Genomic DNA, 15,319 nt, shown 5'->3' with positions numbered 1-15,319 from the left:
GCTCCGCGCGGTCCGACGGATGCGCCGACGCCCCGGCCCGGCAAAACTCCCCGGGTTCAATACCTAGGAGACATCCGCATGCACAGCATCCGACGCCATCTGGTGTGGCTGGTCGTGGCCGTGATCGGCGCGTTCGCGCTGGGCACCGTGGCCCTGACCCGAGGCGAAAGCGTCAACGCCCTCTGGGTGGTGGCCGCCGCGATCTGCACCTACCTGATCGCCTACCGCTACTACAGCCTCTTCATCGCCGACAAGGTGCTGGGCCTGGACGGCAACCGCAAGACGCCGGCGCACCGCCACAACGACGGCCTGGACTACGTGCCGACCGACAAGAACGTGCTGTTCGGCCACCACTTCGCGGCCATCGCGGGCGCGGGGCCGCTGGTGGGCCCGGTGCTCGCGGCGCAGATGGGCTACCTGCCCGGGTTGCTGTGGGTGCTGGCCGGCGTGGTGTTCGCCGGCGCGGTGCAGGACTTCATCGTGCTGTTCATCTCCACGCGGCGCGACGGCCGCTCGCTGGGCGATCTCGTCAAGCAGGAGATGGGGCCGGTGCCCGGCATGATCGCGCTGTTCGGCACCTTCATGATCATGATCATCATCCTCGCGGTGCTGGCGCTGATCGTGGTGAAGGCGCTGGCCGAATCGCCGTGGGGCACCTTCACGGTGGCCGCGACTATTCCCGTGGCGCTCTTCATGGGCGTGTACCTGCGCTACATCCGCCCGGGCCGCATCGGCGAGGTGTCGCTGATCGGCTTCGTGCTGCTGATGCTCGCCATCTTCGGCGGCCAGGCCGTGAGCCAGAGCCCCGAATGGGCGCCGCTCTTCACCTTCGACGGCAAGGCGCTCACCTGGATGCTGGTGGGCTACGGCTTCGTCGCCGCCAGCCTGCCGGTGTGGCTGCTGCTCGCGCCGCGCGACTATCTCTCGACCTTCCTGAAGATCGGCACCATCATCGCGCTGGCCATCGGCATCGTGTTCGTGATGCCCACGCTGCAGATGCCCGCCGTCACGCAGTTCGCGCAGGGCAACGGCCCGGTGTGGTCGGGCAGCCTGTTCCCGTTCCTGTTCATCACCATCGCCTGCGGCGCCGTCTCTGGCTTCCACGCGCTCATCTCCTCGGGCACCACGCCCAAGATGCTCGACAACGAGCGCCACGCGCGCTTCATCGGCTACGGCGGCATGCTGGCCGAGTCCTTCGTCGCCGTGATGGCGCTGGTGGCGGCCTCGTGCATCGAGCCCGGCATCTACTTCGCGATGAACAGCCCCGGCGCGCTGGTCGGCACCACCGCGCAGCAGGTGGCGGCCACGGTGTCGGGCTGGGGCTTCGTGATCACGCCCGAGATGCTGGTGCAGACCGCCAAGGACGTGGGCGAGACCACCATCCTCGGGCGTACCGGCGGCGCGCCGACGCTGGCCGTGGGCATGGCCCACATCCTGCACCAGGCGATCGGCGGGCAGGCCATGATGGCCTTCTGGTACCACTTCGCGATCCTGTTCGAGGCGCTCTTCATCCTCACGGCAGTCGATGCCGGCACCCGCGCGGGCCGCTTCATGCTGCAGGACCTGCTGGGCAGCTTCGTGCCCGCGCTCAAGCGCACCGACTCGCTGCCGGCCAACCTCGTCGCCACCGCGCTGTGCGTGGCTGCCTGGGGCTACTTCCTGTACCAGGGCGTGGTCGATCCGCTGGGCGGCATCAACACGCTGTGGCCGCTCTTCGGCATCTCCAACCAGATGCTGGCCGCCGTGGCGCTGATGCTGGGCGTGGTGGTGCTGTTCCGCATGAAGCGCGAGCGCTATGCGTGGGTTGCCATTGCGCCGGCCGCGTGGCTGCTGGCCTGCACGCTCACGGCGGGCTGGCAGAAGATCTTCTCTTCCGACCCGAAGATCGGCTTCCTCTCGCACGCGGCCAAGTACACCGAGGGCATCGCCAACGGCGTGCTGGTGGCGCCGGCGAAGACGCCCGAGGCCATGTCGCGCATCGTCTTCAACGACCGCCTCGACGCCGCGCTGTGCGCGCTCTTCATCTTCGTGGTGCTGAGCGTGCTGGTGTACAGCATCAAGGCCTGCATCGCGGCGCGCGCGGCCAACCGGCCGACCACGCAAGAGACGCCGTTCGAGGCGATGGGCGCCGCCACCACGGCCGCCCACTGAACGCCATGGGCCTCGCTGCATTGCCGGAAGCCGGGCGCTACTTCGCGCGCTCGCTCAAGCAGTCGTTGCGGCTCATGGTCGGGATGCCCGACTACGACGCCTACCTGACGCACATGGCGGCTACCCACCCCGACCAGCCGCCGATGAGCTACGAGGCCTTCTTCCGCGAGCGGCTGGAGGCGCGCTATGGCGCCGGCAAGGGCCGCTGCTGCTGAGCCCGGCGCGGCATTGCGTTACAGCTCTTGCCTGTCGAAGCCCCGTCCCGAGGGATGGACGGGCTCGTTAGCCGAGCCTAGAGTCCCGCCCATGTCCGCAGCCCCGTGGCTGGCATGGAGGGCGATATGTCCCAGGATCCCTTTGCAGAGTTCAAGAACCGGCAGCGCGAGATGTGGTCGACCTTCGCGCCGACCGCCATGTTCACGACTCCGGTGGCCGGGCACCTCGTCAGGTTCGCGCAGGTCGAGCAGGGCGAGTCGGTGCTGGACGTCGGAACCGGAACCGGCGTGGTGGCCGTCACGGCGGCACGCCGCGGCGCACGCGTCACGGGGCTCGACCTGACGCCCGAGCTGATCGAGGCAGCGGGAGAGAACGCGACCATCGCCGGGCTCGAGGACATCGTCTGGACCGAAGGCGATGCCGAGAACCTGCCGTATGCCGATGCCTCCTTCGACGTGGTGCTCAGCCAGTTCGGCCACATGTTCGCGCCGCGCCCGGAAGTGGCCATTGCCGAGATGCGCCGCGTACTCAAGCCCGGCGGGCGTATCGCCTTCGCCACCTGGCCGCCCGAGCACTTCGTGGGCCGCTTGTTCGCCTTCATCGGTCGCAACTCACCGCCGCCTCCGGCCGGCGCGTCGCCGCCACCGCAATGGGGCAACCCCGGAATCGTCGTGGAGCGCCTGGGGCCGCACTTCGATGCACCGTTCTTCGGGCGCGGCACCATGCACTTTCCGGCCCTGAGCATCGACCACTTCCGCCTGTTCCTGGAGCGCTCGGTCGGCCCGATGCGCAAGCTCGTCGAAGGCCTCGCCGACGATCCGCAGAAGCTGGCGGCGCTACGGGCCGAGTTCGACGCGTTGGCCGAGCCGTACTACGTCGACAACGTGGTGCACCAGAGCTACCTGCTGACGCGCGCGCGGGTACGCTGAGCATGGGTGAGGGCGTCGCCTCAGTCTGCGGCTGAGTCCGCCTGCGCGAATTCCAGCTTTTCCGTTCGGCGCGGCAGCGCGACCATGCCTCCACGACAACATCACTCGTGGAGAACCTCGATGCCATCCGAACTCAACCTCAACCAGATGACCGGCCTGTCGCTGCGCCTGCGCGTCCTGCTGTCGGGCGTGCTGTTGCTGGTGGCGGCGATCAGTGCGGCGCGTCCCGCGGGTGCCGACCTCGACCTGCAGGCCGAGCAGCGCTTCCAGCTCGCGCTCGAGGCGCAGGCCGGTCGCGACTACCGCGCGATGCTCGATCACCTGCGGCAGGCCGCCATCGAAGGCCACGCGGAGGCGCAGGAGATGCTCGGCATGGTGCTGATGACCGGCCCGGCGCTCTACGGCACCGCCGTGAAGGCCGACCGCTGCGAAGCCGGCGAGTGGATGCGCCGCGCGGCGGTGCAGGGCAGCGAGACGGCGAAGGTGCAACTGACCTTCCTGAACCGCCTGCGGACCTCGCCCTCCGGCAAGCGTGCCTGCGACTGACTGAGTCGGCATCCGACTACGGCGGCGCCCGTGCGCCGGTCGCACAATGCCGCATGGCAAGGGCATCCGGTCGCCCTCGACGCGAGGACAGTCAACCATGCGCAATGTGCTCGACTTCAGTTCCTGGCAGGGCCTCTTCACGACGCTGCTGGGACTGGTGCTGGTTTCCGTCGTGGCGGTCGGCATCCGCCTGCTGGTGATGCACGGCGTGCAGCAGCGGCGCGAGCGGCAGAACCGCCAGATCAACGAGCGGCTGAAGACGCTCATCGCGGCTTACAAGGTGCTGGGTGGCTCGTTCACCGGCGACCTGGCCGTCGACCCCAGCCATCTGCGTGAGCTCAGGCAGCGGGCCGAAGCCGCTTCGCCGGAGGATGCGGCGGGCCATGCCGACCCGTCCGCATCGGACCGCCGCAGGCGCATCCGCGATGCAGTGGAGGCTGCGCTCTCCGACGTGATCCTGCTGGGCACCGAGACGCACGTGCGCCTTGCGACCAAGGTGGCCAACGACATGGTCGCGGGTCGAGCGGTCGAGACCGCCGAGCTGGTCGTGGCGCTGCGCACCTTCATCCGCGATGTGCTCGACCTCGATCCCGTTCCGGCGGAACTGAGCATTCCCAGGCAGGGTCCCGTGCGAGCCAAGGGCACGCCCGCGCGCGGCGAGGGCGCTGGTGGCGGGCGCGGTGGCGGTGCGAAGGGTGGGACCGGCGGAGGCGGCGGCGGTGGCATGGGCATGCGCGCCGAAACCGTCCTCGAAGGCGGCGACGCTCGCGCGCCAGGCGGCCACGGATGAAGCGCGTGCAAAGAGGCATGCCATGTTCAGGGATCGAACCGATGCCGGCCGGCAACTGACGACGCTGCTGAGCCACTACCGCGATGCGCAGTGCTGCATCGTGCTCGCATTGCCGCGGGGCGGCGTGCCGGTCGGCGCCGAGGTGGCTCGGGCGCTGAACCTGCCGCTCGACGTGCTCGTCGTGCGCAAGCTTGGCTTCCCGGGCCATGAGGAATACGCAGTCGGCGCCATCGCCACGGGCGGCATCCACGTGACCGGCGAAGACGTGCCGGGCGTGGCGCGCGTCCTGAAGCGCGAGCGGCGCGAACTGCAGCGGCGCGAGCACGAGTACCGCGAGCATTGCGCGCCGCTGGACCTGCGCGGCATGACGGCATTGTTGGTCGACGACGGGCTCGCCACCGGTCTTTCGATGCGCGCGGCGGTGATCGCGGCGCGGGCGCTCGGTGCGGAGTCTGTCGTCGTGGCCGTGCCCGTGGGCAGTGCGACTGCGTGCGATGCGTTGAAAGGCCCGGCGCCCCGTGCCGACGAGGTGGTGTGCATGCACGTGCCCGAGCCCTTCGTCGCTGTCGGCAACTGGTACCGATCGTTCGGTGCGACCACCGACGAAGAAGTGCGCCGGATATTGGCGCAGTGGCGCTGAGTTTTCATTCCATCTGAGTGCTTTTGTCCGCATCGGACGCAATCGCGATGCCTTCGCTTGGGGTTTCAACGGGTGCTTGCCGCGTGCGTGCAATGCGAGCATCGATGCGCACGGCCTTCAGCCGGCGCCATCCACAAGACAAAGAAGAGGAAGCCGATGATTTCCAGGATCTCGCGCGCCGCGGCGCTGCTCGCCGTCGTCGTCCTGTCTGCGTGCTCCACGCAAGCCCCGCAGACCTATGCCGAGAAGGCCACCGCACAGGCCACGGCCAATGCGCAGCCCGGCGGGCGACGCTCGCCGGCCCAGCTCAGCCCCGTGCCCACGAACGAGGTGAGCCCGCAGATGCAGGCCCTGATCGCGGCGCCATACCCGCCGCATTTCAACGCGGCGCCCAAGGACGCGGCGGAGTGGAAGCAGCTCGTCAACAGCCGCGCCGCGCCGGTGATCGCTGCGATACCCGCGCTGAAGCAGAAGCTCGGCGTCTCCGTGCAGGCCACGAAGATCGCGGGCGTGAACGCCTTCATCGTCACGCCCAACAAGATCGCGCCCGGCAACGAGAAGCGGCTGCTGATGCACGTGCACGGCGGCGGCTACGTGTTCGGCCCCGGCGAGTCGGCCCTGCCCGAGGCGATCCTGCTGGCCGGCATCGGCGGCTACAAGGTCGTCTCCGTCGACTACCGCATGCCGCCGGACTTCCCGTACCCGGCCGCCATGGACGACGCAATGGCCGTATGGAAGGAATTGGTGAAGACCAACAGGCCGAGGAACATGGCGGTCTTCGGCACTTCCACCGGCGGTGCGATGACGCTGGCGCTGGTGCTGCGCGCCAAGGCGGAGAACGTGCCGCCGCCCGCCGCCATCGCACCGGGCACGCCGTGGTCCGACATCTCGAAGATCGGCGACAGCTACCAGACCAACGAATGGATAGACAACATCCTCGTCACCTGGGACGGCTGGCTCGGCCGCGCCGCGCTGCTGTACGCGGCGGGCCGCGACCTGAAGGATCCGCAGCTCTCGCCGATCTACGGCGACTTCAAGGGTTTTCCGCCCGCGATCCTGACCAGCGGCACGCGCGACCTGTTCCTGTCGAACACCGTGCGTACCCATCGCAAGCTGCGCCGCGCAGGCGTGGAAGCCGAGCTCAACGTGTACGAGGGACAGTCGCACGCTCAATACGGCATCAATCCGGATGCGCCTGAGACGAGGGAGGCGTTCGGCGATATCGCGCGGTTCTTCGACAGGCATCTGGGGCGCTGATCGGGGAAAACCGCTAGCCGACCTTCGTCATCCTGGCGTTTTCCATGGGGTAAGGTTGCTCCTTCAGTAAAAGGAGCGAGGAAATGAAAAGGTTCGGCGTTGCCGTTCTGTTGGCCGCTTGTTCGGCCGCCCATGCCGTAGGCTGGAACTACGAAGAGTCGGTCGACAAGATGACGGGGAAGAAATCTGCAAGCGCTCAGACGGTTTCGGACAACTTGCTGAATTTCGACTTTCCCTATCAAGGAAAAAACCGGGGCTACCTCACCGTCCGTCAGCATCCTCAGTACGGGCTTGATGTCCTCATTTCGATCGACAAGGGGCAGATGCTCTGCAGCACCTATGACTGCAAGGTCACGATCAAATTCGACGACGGGCCTCCGGTGCGCTTCGGGGGCAACGGGCCGGCTGACCACAGCAGCGAGACGATCTTTCTGCAGGGCGCGGGCAAGTTCATTGCATCGGCAAAGAAGGCAAAGAAGATCCTCGTGCAGTTCAATGCCTTCAAGAATGGATCGCCCGTGCTGGAGTTCAGTACGCCGCAATCGCTGGACTGGCCGAGGAAGTAGGCGCGCAGCGACCAGGACATGCGACACATGGAGGCTCGATCTCAGGTCACCATGTTCATCGCATCGAACCCACGCGCCAGATCCGCCGTGAGATCCGCCGGCGCCTCCAGCCCGACATGCAGCCGCACCACCGGCCCACGCTTGCTCCAGTCCGTCACGCTGCGCGCGGCGCGCATGTTGGTCCAGGCCACGAGGCTCTCGTAGCCGCCCCATGACGAGCCGCGCCCGAACAGGCTGAGCGCATCGACGAAGCGCTCGACCGCCGCGTTCTCGACGCCCGGCTGCAGCTCGATGGAAAGCAGCCCGTTCGTTCCGCTGCAATCGCGTTTCCAGATCTCGTGCCCCGGGTGCTGAGGCAGGGCCGGGCAGAACACGGTCGCCACTTCGGGCCGCTTCTCCAGCCAGTGCGCGACTTCGAGCGCATGCCGCTCGTGCACCTGCAGCCGCGCCGACAGCGTGCGCATGCCGCGCAGCACCAGCCATGCATCGTCGGGGCTCACGGTCATGCCGAAGGCGTCGCAGCGTTCATTGAGCGGACGCCATGCGGCTTCGGTCGTGGCGACGGTGCCCATCATCACGTCGGAGTGGCCCGAGAGGTACTTGGTGGCGGCCATCGTCGAGATGTCGGCGCCCAGCGCGAGAGGGCGGTATTGGACGCCGGAGCCCCAGGTGTTGTCGGCGGCGAGCAGCGCGCCGCGCGAGTGGGCTAACTCGGCGAGCTTGGGCAGGTCGCACATCTCGTAGACCAGCGAGCCGGGGCACTCGGCGTACACCAGCCGCGTGTTCGGCTCGAACAGCTCCTCGATGCCGCTGCCGTCTGCCGCGAAGAACGAGCTGTGGATGCCGTACGGCTCCAGGAACGAGTGCACGAGGTTGCGCGTGGGCTCGTACACGCTGTCCGACATCAGCACGTGGTCGCCCGGCTTCAGGTACGACAGCAGCACCATGCCGATGGCCGCGAGGCCGGTCGGAAAGAGCCGCGTCCGGTAGGCGCCCTCGAGTTCGCTCACCGCGTCTTCCAGCGCGAACGCGGTCGGCGTGCCGCGCGCGCCGTAGCTGAAGACGCGCTCCTCGTCGCGCCGCGCCCGTGCGTCGCGCATCGCCCCCACGCTGTCGAACAGCACGGTGCTCGCGCGCACCAGAGGCACGTTGACGGGGGATCCGCCGGCGTACGACGCGGTCTTGCCGGTGCGGGTGAGCCGGGTGTCGAGCTTCAGGTCGGCGGGAGCGTTGTGCGAGTCGGACATGTGCAGAGGAGGCGAGGAGAAGAGAAGACGAGGAGCGGGCGGCCCGCTATGTTGCTCCAATCAGTCGGCGCGCGCACCGGAAAGCTTGACGATGCGCGACCAGCGATCGATGTCCTGTTTCAGCTGCGCGGCGAAGGCCTCGGGCGTGCTTGCCACCACCTCGCTGCCGCCGTCGGTGACGAGCTTGCTCACTTCGGGCATGCGCAGGGTGCGCACGATGGCTTCGTTGAGGAAGGCCACGCGCTCGGGCGGCGTGCCGGCGGGGGCGAAGAAGCCGTACCAGTCCTCGAATCGCGCGCCGTGGTAGCCCAGCTCTTCCAGCGTGGGCACCTTGGCGAACACGCCGATGCGGCGCGGGCTGGTCACGGCCAGCACGCGCAGCTTGCCGCCTTGCACCATGCCGGCCACCGATGCGGTGGAGGTGACCATCACGTCGACCTGCCCGCCGATCAGGTCGGTGAGCGCCGGGCCGGCGCCCTTGTAGGGCACGTGCGTCATTTCCACGCCGTTGTCCTTCGCGAGCACCACGCCGACGAGGTGCGACAGCGTGCCGTTGCCCGGCGTCGCGTAGGTCACCTTGCCGGGGCTCGCCTTCGCCTTGGCGGCGAGGTCGGCGAAGCTCTTGATGGGCGAGTTCGCCTCCACCACCAGTGCGAGCGGCGCGGCGTTGATCTGCGTGATGGGAACGAAGTTCTTGATCGGATCGAAGCCGGGCGACGCATATAGCGACGGGTTCACGGCCATGATCGACACCTGCGAGGTCAGCACCGTGTAGCCGTCGGCCTTGGCATCGGCCACGGCCTTGGCGCCGATGTTGCCGCCGGCGCCGCCCCGGTTGTCGACCACGGCGGGCTGTCCCATGATTTCCGGCAGGCGCGTGGTGACGAGGCGCGCGGTGGCGTCGTTGCCGCCGCCCGGCGGAAACGGCGAGATGAACTTCACCGGTTGCGACGGGAAGCCGTTTCGCGGCGCCATCGGTTCGGCTGTGGCTGGCTGCAGTGCGAGTGCCGAGAGCCAGGCGGCTGCGACGGCGAGACGGGCGATATGCGGGATGCGGCTGGCGAACGACATGACGGAACTCCTGGAATAGGAACTGACAAGGACGAACAGAAAGCGGGACCGTTGGCAGGCTGGCGGGCAGGTCAGCCGTGCGATGCGGCGGCGGGCAGCCGGAAGGCCGCGCGCTCCTGCGCATCGAGCTGCGCGACCAGGCCGGTCTCCCATGCGAGGTAGCGGCGCGCGGCTTCCTTGTTGCCGTCATGCCGGTCGTGCACGAAGAACAGGTAGTCGATGCAGTCCGCATCGGCGGGCAGCGCGGGAGTGGCTTCCACCGGCAGGCCGGCGGCGCTCCAGGCGGCCATGCCGCCCGCCAGCAGCAGCGGGGCGGGCGAGATGCCGGCGAGCTCGGATGCGGCCGCCCATGCGGCGAGCGCCGCGTCGTCGGCGATCAGCACCAGCTGGCGGGTCTCGCTCTTCACATCGGCCGCGAGGCGAGGCCGGATCGACCAGCGCGCCTGCGCAATGTGGCCGGCGCGAAACTGCATGCTGCCGCGCAGGTCGATCACCGCCACGTCGTTGCGCTCGATGCGTGCCGCGAGGGCCTGCGCGTCGATGGTGGCCAGCGCGGGCGCCACTGGTGCCGCAACCGGTGCGAGCGAGAGCCCGCTCGCCAGGCCACCTTCTAGCACGCTCGCGTCATGCCCCATCTGCCGCAGCCAGCTCGCGACGGTGGGCGCGCGCACGCCGTCGTTGTCGAACAGCACCAGCCGCGCGCCGCGCACGCCGAAGTACTGGTCGCCAGCCTGCATCAGCTGGCCGCCGGGCGTGTGCTGCGCGCCGGGCAGGCTGCCGGCCGCGAATTCTTCCGGAGTGCGCACGTCGCACAGGAAGAGGCTGCGGCCCGCGTCGTCGGCCCACTGGCGCACGGTCTGCGCGTTCACGGTCGGTACGTCGAAGCGTGCGGCCAGCGCCTTCGCGGCGGGGCGCAGGTCGGTGTTGCCGCTGTCGTCGGCGTAGCGCTGCGTGCCGCCGTGTTCCAGCTTGTGGTCGTTGAGGTACCAGCCCTGCGTGCCGTTCTCCAGTGCATACACCGGGTTGGGCAGGCCGAGGTTGATGAGCGTCTGCGCGCCGATGATGCTGCGCGTGCGGCCCGCGCAGTTGATGACGATGGGCGTGGTGGTGTCGGGCACCAGCCGGCGCACGCGGTAGGCCAGCTCACCGTTGGGGCAGCAGGTGGCGCCGGGGATGTTCATCTTGCGGAACTCGCCGGTGGGGCGGCCGTCGAGCACCACCACCTTGTCCTTGCGCGCCAGCATGTCGGCCAGCTGGTCGGCGCTGACGCGGGGCGTGTGATAGACCTCTTCGGCGAGCTCGCCGAAGGTCTTCGAAGGCAGGTTCACGCCCGCGAAGAGCACGTAGCCCGCCGCCTTCCATGCGGGGGCGCCGCCCTGCAGCACGTGCACGTCGGTGTAGCCCAGCGCGGCGAGCCGCGCGGCGGCGCGCTCGGCGACCTTGGTGCCGTCGCCCTCGTCGTAGACAACCGTGCGTGCGCCGCGGCGCGGCACGAGGCGCGGCGCGTCGATCTCCAGCCGGCTGAAGGGCAGGGGGATGCCGTAGAACAGGTGCGCCTCGCCGTACTGGCCGTGCTCGCGCACGTCGAGCAATGCGATCTCGCCGCCGTCGTGCAGCCAGGATTTGAGGGTCTTCGGGTCGATGAAGGAAGTCATGAGGGCAAGTCGTCGGGACGAACGAAGTCCTGCGGGGCCACGGCGTGCGGCCCGCATGAGGAAGGGATGCGAATGGGGAAGCGGCGGCTAGCGGCGCGTCTGCACGCCGATGCCCATGGTCTGGTACGTGCCGGCAGCCAGGTCGTAGGCGGTGCGGCTGTTCAGCGTCTCGAGGGCGCGGCCATACATGTGCAGGTGGCGGATGACTTGCTCGCCCTGGATCTCGACCGAGTGGATGTCCTCGGGCATCAGCGCGATGCCCTTGCCCGGCGCGACGACCACCAGCTCCGTCTGCTTCAGCTTGCCCACGCCCGGCACGCTGCCGTCGTCGGTGCGCTCGTACACGCGGTTGTGCTCGGTGCCTTCCACGGCCGCGATGCAGGCCCAGGTCGTGTGGTTGTGCGGCACGATCTTCTTGCCGGGGCGCATCACGTTCAGGTAGAGCGCATAGCTCTGGTCCGGGTCTTCGGCGATCAGGTAGCGGGCCTGGTGCTCGCCGGCCTCGGGCGGCGGGAAGTCGGCGGCGCCCCAGTATTCGGTGTGCGCGGCCAGGCCTTGCAGCGAATCGAGCACCACGTCGAGTTTTTCGCGGGTGGCTTCAGCGCCGCCGATGGCTTTCTTCATCTCGGCGATGGACGCCTCGACGGCCCGGCTGCGTTGCTCGGATGGGGTGCTCATGCGATTTCTCCAGTGGGGTTGCCTGTTTCGTGTGCATCCACTGTAGTGACGGGGGCGTGACGCAACAATCCAGCCGACGCAGTAAACACATTAATAAAATTGATGTATGCCCACGCTAGATCTCGAGTTGCTGCGCTCCTTCGCGGCCGTCGTCAGCCTCCACAGCTTTGCCGCCGCCGCCGTGCACCTGGGGCGCACGCAGTCGGCCATCACGCAGCAGATGCAGCGGCTGGAAGAGCAGATCGGCCACCCGCTGTTCGTCAAGCAGGGCCGGCAGAAGCGGCTGACGGAGCACGGCGAGAGGCTGCTCACCTACGCGCACCACATGCTGGCGCTGAACGACGAGGCGCTGCGCAGCCTGCGGCAGGGGCAGCTGGAGGGCAACCTGCGCATCGGCGCGCCGCACGACGTGGCCGAGACCATGCTGCCGCTGCTGCTGGCCGAGGTGGCGCGCACCTCGCCGCTGCTGCAGCTGGACATCCACATCGGCCGCAGCCCCTACCTGATGACTTCGCTCAAGAGCGGCGAGGTCGACATGATCATCTCCAACCGCGCCGACGCGCAGTCGCAGTTCGAGGGCGTGGTGCTGCGCAACTCGCCCACCGTGTGGCTGTGCGCCGCGAGCTACGTGCACGACCCGACCAAGCCGGTGCCGCTCATCATGGCCGACGGCCCGAGCATCTTCCGCCGCATCGGCCACGAGGCGCTCGACACGGCGGGCGTGGCCTGGACGCCGCGCTACACCTCGTCGAGCCTGATCGGCATCAAGGCCGCGCTGCGAGCCGGGCTGGGCGTGACGGCGCGCGGCGTGGAGCAGCTCGACGCCGGCCTGCGCGTGCTCGGCGCGGGCGACGGCATGCCCAGGCTGCCCGACCTGGCCTACTACCTCTACGTGCGCAGCCACGTGGTGAACCCGGTCACGCGGCAGGTGTTCGAGACGCTGAAGAAGCACCTGCGGCTGCCGCGTACCGACATGCCGGCGTAGGAGCCGAAGCGGCGCCAGGGCTTACGTCCCGGTCGCCACGCCCGTCATCGCATAGCTGCCGCGCCCGCCCTGCTTGGCCCGGTACATCGCCTTGTCGGCCGCGGCGAGCAGGTCCTGCGGGGTTTCGCTTCCGTTGCCCAGGGCGATGCCGATCGACGCGCCGATCGCCATGCCTGCCAGCTCCTGCGGCAGCGGCGCGGCAATGGCGTCGATGCATCGCTGCGCCAGCACCAGCGCGCCCTGTTCCGCCGGCGCCTTGAGGCCGGTGGCGAGCAGCACGAATTCGTCGCCCCCGATGCGCGCCACGGTGTCTGTCTGCCGCACCAGGCACTGCAGGCGGCGCGCGATTTCCCCGAGGGCCTTGTCGCCCGCCTCGTGGCCGAAGGTGTCGTTGAGGCTCTTGAATCCGTCGAGGTCCAGGTAGAGCACGGCCACCTGGTGCCCGTGCCGCCCGGCGTGGGCCAGCGCCTGCTGCAGCCGGTCGCGCAGCAGCTGGCGGTTGGGCAGGCCGGTCAGCGCGTCGTGGTGAGCGAGGTGCGCCAGCGCCTCCTGGTTGTCGACGAGCTTGGCCAGCAGGCGGTTGAAGGCCTGCGTGAGGTGCCCGATCTCGTCGTCGCGCACCACCCGAAGCGGCGCCAGCGCGAGTTCGCCGCGGGTCATGCGGTCGGCCTGGTCGGCGGCGCGGAAGAGCGGCCGCAGCAGCCAGGTCATGATCAGGCCGATCACGAGCAGCACTGCGGTCACGGCGGGCGCGCGTTGCTGCAGGATGAATGTCTGCATGCGCGCCACCGGCGCCAGCGCTTCCGAGACCGGCAGCCGCGCCACCACGAACCAGCCGGCGCTGGGCACCGACGCGATGGCGGATATCTCGTCGATGCCCCTGGCGTTGCGCGTCGTGCCGCTGCCGCGAAAGCCCGCCATGGCGCGGTCGTGCAGCAGGTTCACGCCATCGGCCGGCGTCGGCTTGAGGGACATCGAGACGTCCGTCGAGGCAACGAAGAGGCGGTCGCGCGGCGAGATCACCAGGATGCCGCCGTTCTGGCCCACGCGCCCCTCCTGCAGATGGTCGAGCAGGCCGTCGGCCGTGAGGTCCGCCATGCCGAGCAGCACGGCCGTGACCTGGCCGGCGGCGTTGCGCACGGGCACGCCCATGGGCAGGGCCGAGTGCTGCGAGGCCGTGGCCCGTGGCCGGCCCACGGCGCGCCGCCCGGCGGACGCGGCGGTGAATTCCGGACTGTCCGTTGTGATTTGTCCGGAGTCGTCGAGCCGCTTGCCGTCGACGTCGGCGACCGCCAGCCCCAGCGGGAAGAGGTCGCTCAGCGCGCCTCGCTCCGCCAGCCACGCGTGCAGTTGCCGGGGCTGCGACATGAGTTCCGGCGGCAGGGCGAGGGCCAGTCGTTCCAGGAAGGACAGCCGCTCGACGATGTAGTTGTCCACGTCGCGGGCCACGTAGGCGGCCAGCGCCGTCTGCTGCGTCGCCACCGACTTCGTCAGGTCCTCCCGCAGGAAGCGGGTGAGCTGGATGTAGCTGGCCGCGGTGCCGACGAGCGCCATCGCCAGGCCCATGACGAGGAGACGGAAAACCAGACTGTTGGCGGTTCTTCGGAAGGTCACGCTGGCGGCAGGTCTTGAGGCGGGCTGGTGCGGGACTGTATCCGAAGCGCTCCTGCTGCCCTTTCGGCGCCGTTTTCGCGCCCGTTTTGCGCCGTCTTCGCGTTGCCGTTCAGGTGCCCGTGTTCACGCCTGAATGCCGAAGAAATGCTGGCGGTAGCGCGGCGAAACCTCGTCCACCCGCAGCATCAGCGGCAGGTCGGCGGTGTTGAATGCCACGTCGAGCGCGGGCGGCCCGAGCAGGCGCGCGCCGCAGCGCAGGTAGCCCTTGATGAGCGGCGGCGTGGCGGGAGGAGGCAGGTCGCTGTCGGCATCGGTGTCGGGCTCAGCATCCAGCGGCAGCGCGATGCGCGGCTCCACGCGCCAGCGCTCCTCCACCAGGTGGGTGCGGCACAGCCGGTGCCACAGCCGCGCCGCGGCCGTGCCCTGGTCGTCGAGCCCGATGCTGGCGCAGCCGATCATGGTGTCGAGCGCGTGGTCGACCATGTACTGCCCGAGCGCGGTCCACAGCGCCATGATCACGCTGCCCGAGCGCCAGTCGGCGTCCACGCAGGAGCGGCCCAGCTCCAGCGCGCTGCCGCGCAGCGGGGCGAGCGGTGCCAGGTCGAATTCGGTGTCGGTGTAGAAGCCGCCCGCGCGGCGCGCGGCCTCCGGCGTGAGCACGCGGTAGGTGCCGATGAGCGGGCCGGGGCCGTGCACCGGATCGACGGCACGCACCAGCAGGTGGTCGCAGAAGGCGTCGAAGCGGTCCGCGTCCAGCCCGGGCGGCGTGCCCTCGGGCGGCGTCAGCCGGGCGCCCATCTCCTGCGCGAACACGCAAAAGCGCAGGCGCTGCGCTTCGCGAACGTCCTCCTCGCAATCGGCCCAGCGGGTTTCCAGGACGGGCGCCACGGCCGCGAGGGGCGTGGGCGAGCGGTGGGGCAGGGCGTGCGGGGCGGTGATGTCCATGTGCGTGCGACGACTCGGTCGGAAGGTGC

Annotated in this window: 15 protein-coding genes; 9 read left to right on the top strand and 6 right to left on the bottom strand. The window is 69.2% G+C overall.

All coding sequences use genetic code 11. The features are described from left to right. Nucleotides 1-78 precede the first annotated feature (78 nt). The 8 genes from ABL840_RS30270 to ABL840_RS30235 all read left to right on the top strand — a co-directional run bounded on the left by ABL840_RS30270 (nucleotide 79) and on the right by ABL840_RS30235 (nucleotide 7,095). On the top strand, nucleotides 79-2,151 hold the full coding sequence (locus ABL840_RS30270; protein ID WP_093301894.1) for a carbon starvation CstA family protein: 2,073 nt from the start codon (nucleotides 79-81) through the stop codon (nucleotides 2,149-2,151). A gap of 5 nt (nucleotides 2,152-2,156) precedes the next feature. Then, the gene (locus ABL840_RS30265; protein ID WP_093301893.1) at nucleotides 2,157-2,366 is read left to right on the top strand and encodes a YbdD/YjiX family protein; all 210 of its coding nucleotides are present in this window, start codon (nucleotides 2,157-2,159) and stop codon (nucleotides 2,364-2,366) included. 126 nt (nucleotides 2,367-2,492) lie between these two features. Next, a complete protein-coding gene (locus ABL840_RS30260) occupies nucleotides 2,493-3,296 on the top strand; it encodes a class I SAM-dependent methyltransferase (protein ID WP_093301891.1) in 804 nt (267 codons plus the stop codon). A 120-nt stretch (nucleotides 3,297-3,416) separates the two neighbouring features. After that, nucleotides 3,417-3,842, top strand: a complete 426-nt coding sequence (locus ABL840_RS30255; RefSeq protein WP_093197539.1) for a sel1 repeat family protein — start codon at nucleotides 3,417-3,419, stop codon at nucleotides 3,840-3,842. A 97-nt stretch (nucleotides 3,843-3,939) separates the two neighbouring features. Beyond that, complete coding sequence (locus ABL840_RS30250) at nucleotides 3,940-4,632, top strand: hypothetical protein (RefSeq protein ID WP_093301890.1); 693 nt, start codon at nucleotides 3,940-3,942, stop codon at nucleotides 4,630-4,632. A 22-nt stretch (nucleotides 4,633-4,654) separates the two neighbouring features. Next, nucleotides 4,655-5,272 carry a phosphoribosyltransferase gene (locus ABL840_RS30245; RefSeq protein WP_093301889.1) on the top strand — a complete coding sequence of 206 codons (618 nt, stop codon included), beginning with the start codon at nucleotides 4,655-4,657 and terminating at the stop codon, nucleotides 5,270-5,272. 156 nt (nucleotides 5,273-5,428) lie between these two features. Beyond that, complete coding sequence (locus ABL840_RS30240) at nucleotides 5,429-6,529, top strand: alpha/beta hydrolase (RefSeq protein ID WP_093301887.1); 1,101 nt, start codon at nucleotides 5,429-5,431, stop codon at nucleotides 6,527-6,529. 83 nt (nucleotides 6,530-6,612) lie between these two features. After that, nucleotides 6,613-7,095 carry a hypothetical protein gene (locus tag ABL840_RS30235; protein ID WP_093197527.1) on the top strand — a complete coding sequence of 161 codons (483 nt, stop codon included), beginning with the start codon at nucleotides 6,613-6,615 and terminating at the stop codon, nucleotides 7,093-7,095. Nucleotides 7,096-7,136: 41 nt separating this feature from the next. Here ABL840_RS30235 and metC read toward each other — a convergent pair whose 3' ends face one another. The 4 genes from metC to ABL840_RS30215 all read right to left on the bottom strand — a co-directional run bounded on the left by metC (nucleotide 7,137) and on the right by ABL840_RS30215 (nucleotide 11,746). Further along, nucleotides 7,137-8,342, bottom strand: coding sequence for a cystathionine beta-lyase (gene metC / locus ABL840_RS30230; protein WP_093301886.1), 1,206 nt, complete (start codon nucleotides 8,340-8,342; stop codon nucleotides 7,137-7,139). 60 nt (nucleotides 8,343-8,402) lie between these two features. Then, entirely contained in the window at nucleotides 8,403-9,413 is a 1,011-nt protein-coding gene (locus tag ABL840_RS30225) for a Bug family tripartite tricarboxylate transporter substrate binding protein (RefSeq protein WP_093197521.1), read from the bottom strand. Between the two features lie 71 nt (nucleotides 9,414-9,484). Continuing rightward, nucleotides 9,485-11,068: a rhodanese-like domain-containing protein gene (locus ABL840_RS30220; protein WP_093301884.1), complete on the bottom strand. Its 1,584-nt coding sequence runs from the start codon at nucleotides 11,066-11,068 to the stop codon at nucleotides 9,485-9,487. Nucleotides 11,069-11,155: 87 nt separating this feature from the next. Continuing rightward, on the bottom strand, nucleotides 11,156-11,746 hold the full coding sequence (locus tag ABL840_RS30215) for a cysteine dioxygenase family protein (RefSeq protein ID WP_093197515.1): 591 nt from the start codon (nucleotides 11,744-11,746) through the stop codon (nucleotides 11,156-11,158). Between the two features lie 106 nt (nucleotides 11,747-11,852). On the opposite strand from ABL840_RS30215, the gene ABL840_RS30210 reads away from it, so the two are divergent. Continuing rightward, nucleotides 11,853-12,731, top strand: a complete 879-nt coding sequence (locus ABL840_RS30210; protein WP_093197513.1) for a LysR substrate-binding domain-containing protein — start codon at nucleotides 11,853-11,855, stop codon at nucleotides 12,729-12,731. A gap of 21 nt (nucleotides 12,732-12,752) precedes the next feature. On the opposite strand, the gene ABL840_RS30205 is transcribed toward ABL840_RS30210, so the two are convergent. Then, the gene (locus tag ABL840_RS30205; RefSeq protein WP_418116064.1) at nucleotides 12,753-14,345 is read right to left on the bottom strand and encodes a diguanylate cyclase domain-containing protein; all 1,593 of its coding nucleotides are present in this window, start codon (nucleotides 14,343-14,345) and stop codon (nucleotides 12,753-12,755) included. 123 nt (nucleotides 14,346-14,468) lie between these two features. Continuing rightward, a complete protein-coding gene (locus tag ABL840_RS30200; protein ID WP_093197507.1) occupies nucleotides 14,469-15,290 on the bottom strand; it encodes a GNAT family N-acetyltransferase in 822 nt (273 codons plus the stop codon). Nucleotides 15,291-15,319 lie beyond the last annotated feature (29 nt).

The organism is Variovorax sp. NFACC27 (assembly GCF_048301545.1).
GTDB classification, from domain to species: domain Bacteria; phylum Pseudomonadota; class Gammaproteobacteria; order Burkholderiales; family Burkholderiaceae_C; genus Variovorax; species Variovorax gossypii.
Note: the sequence above shows the minus strand (reverse complement) of the source record. Positions and strands in the feature narration are given on the sequence as shown.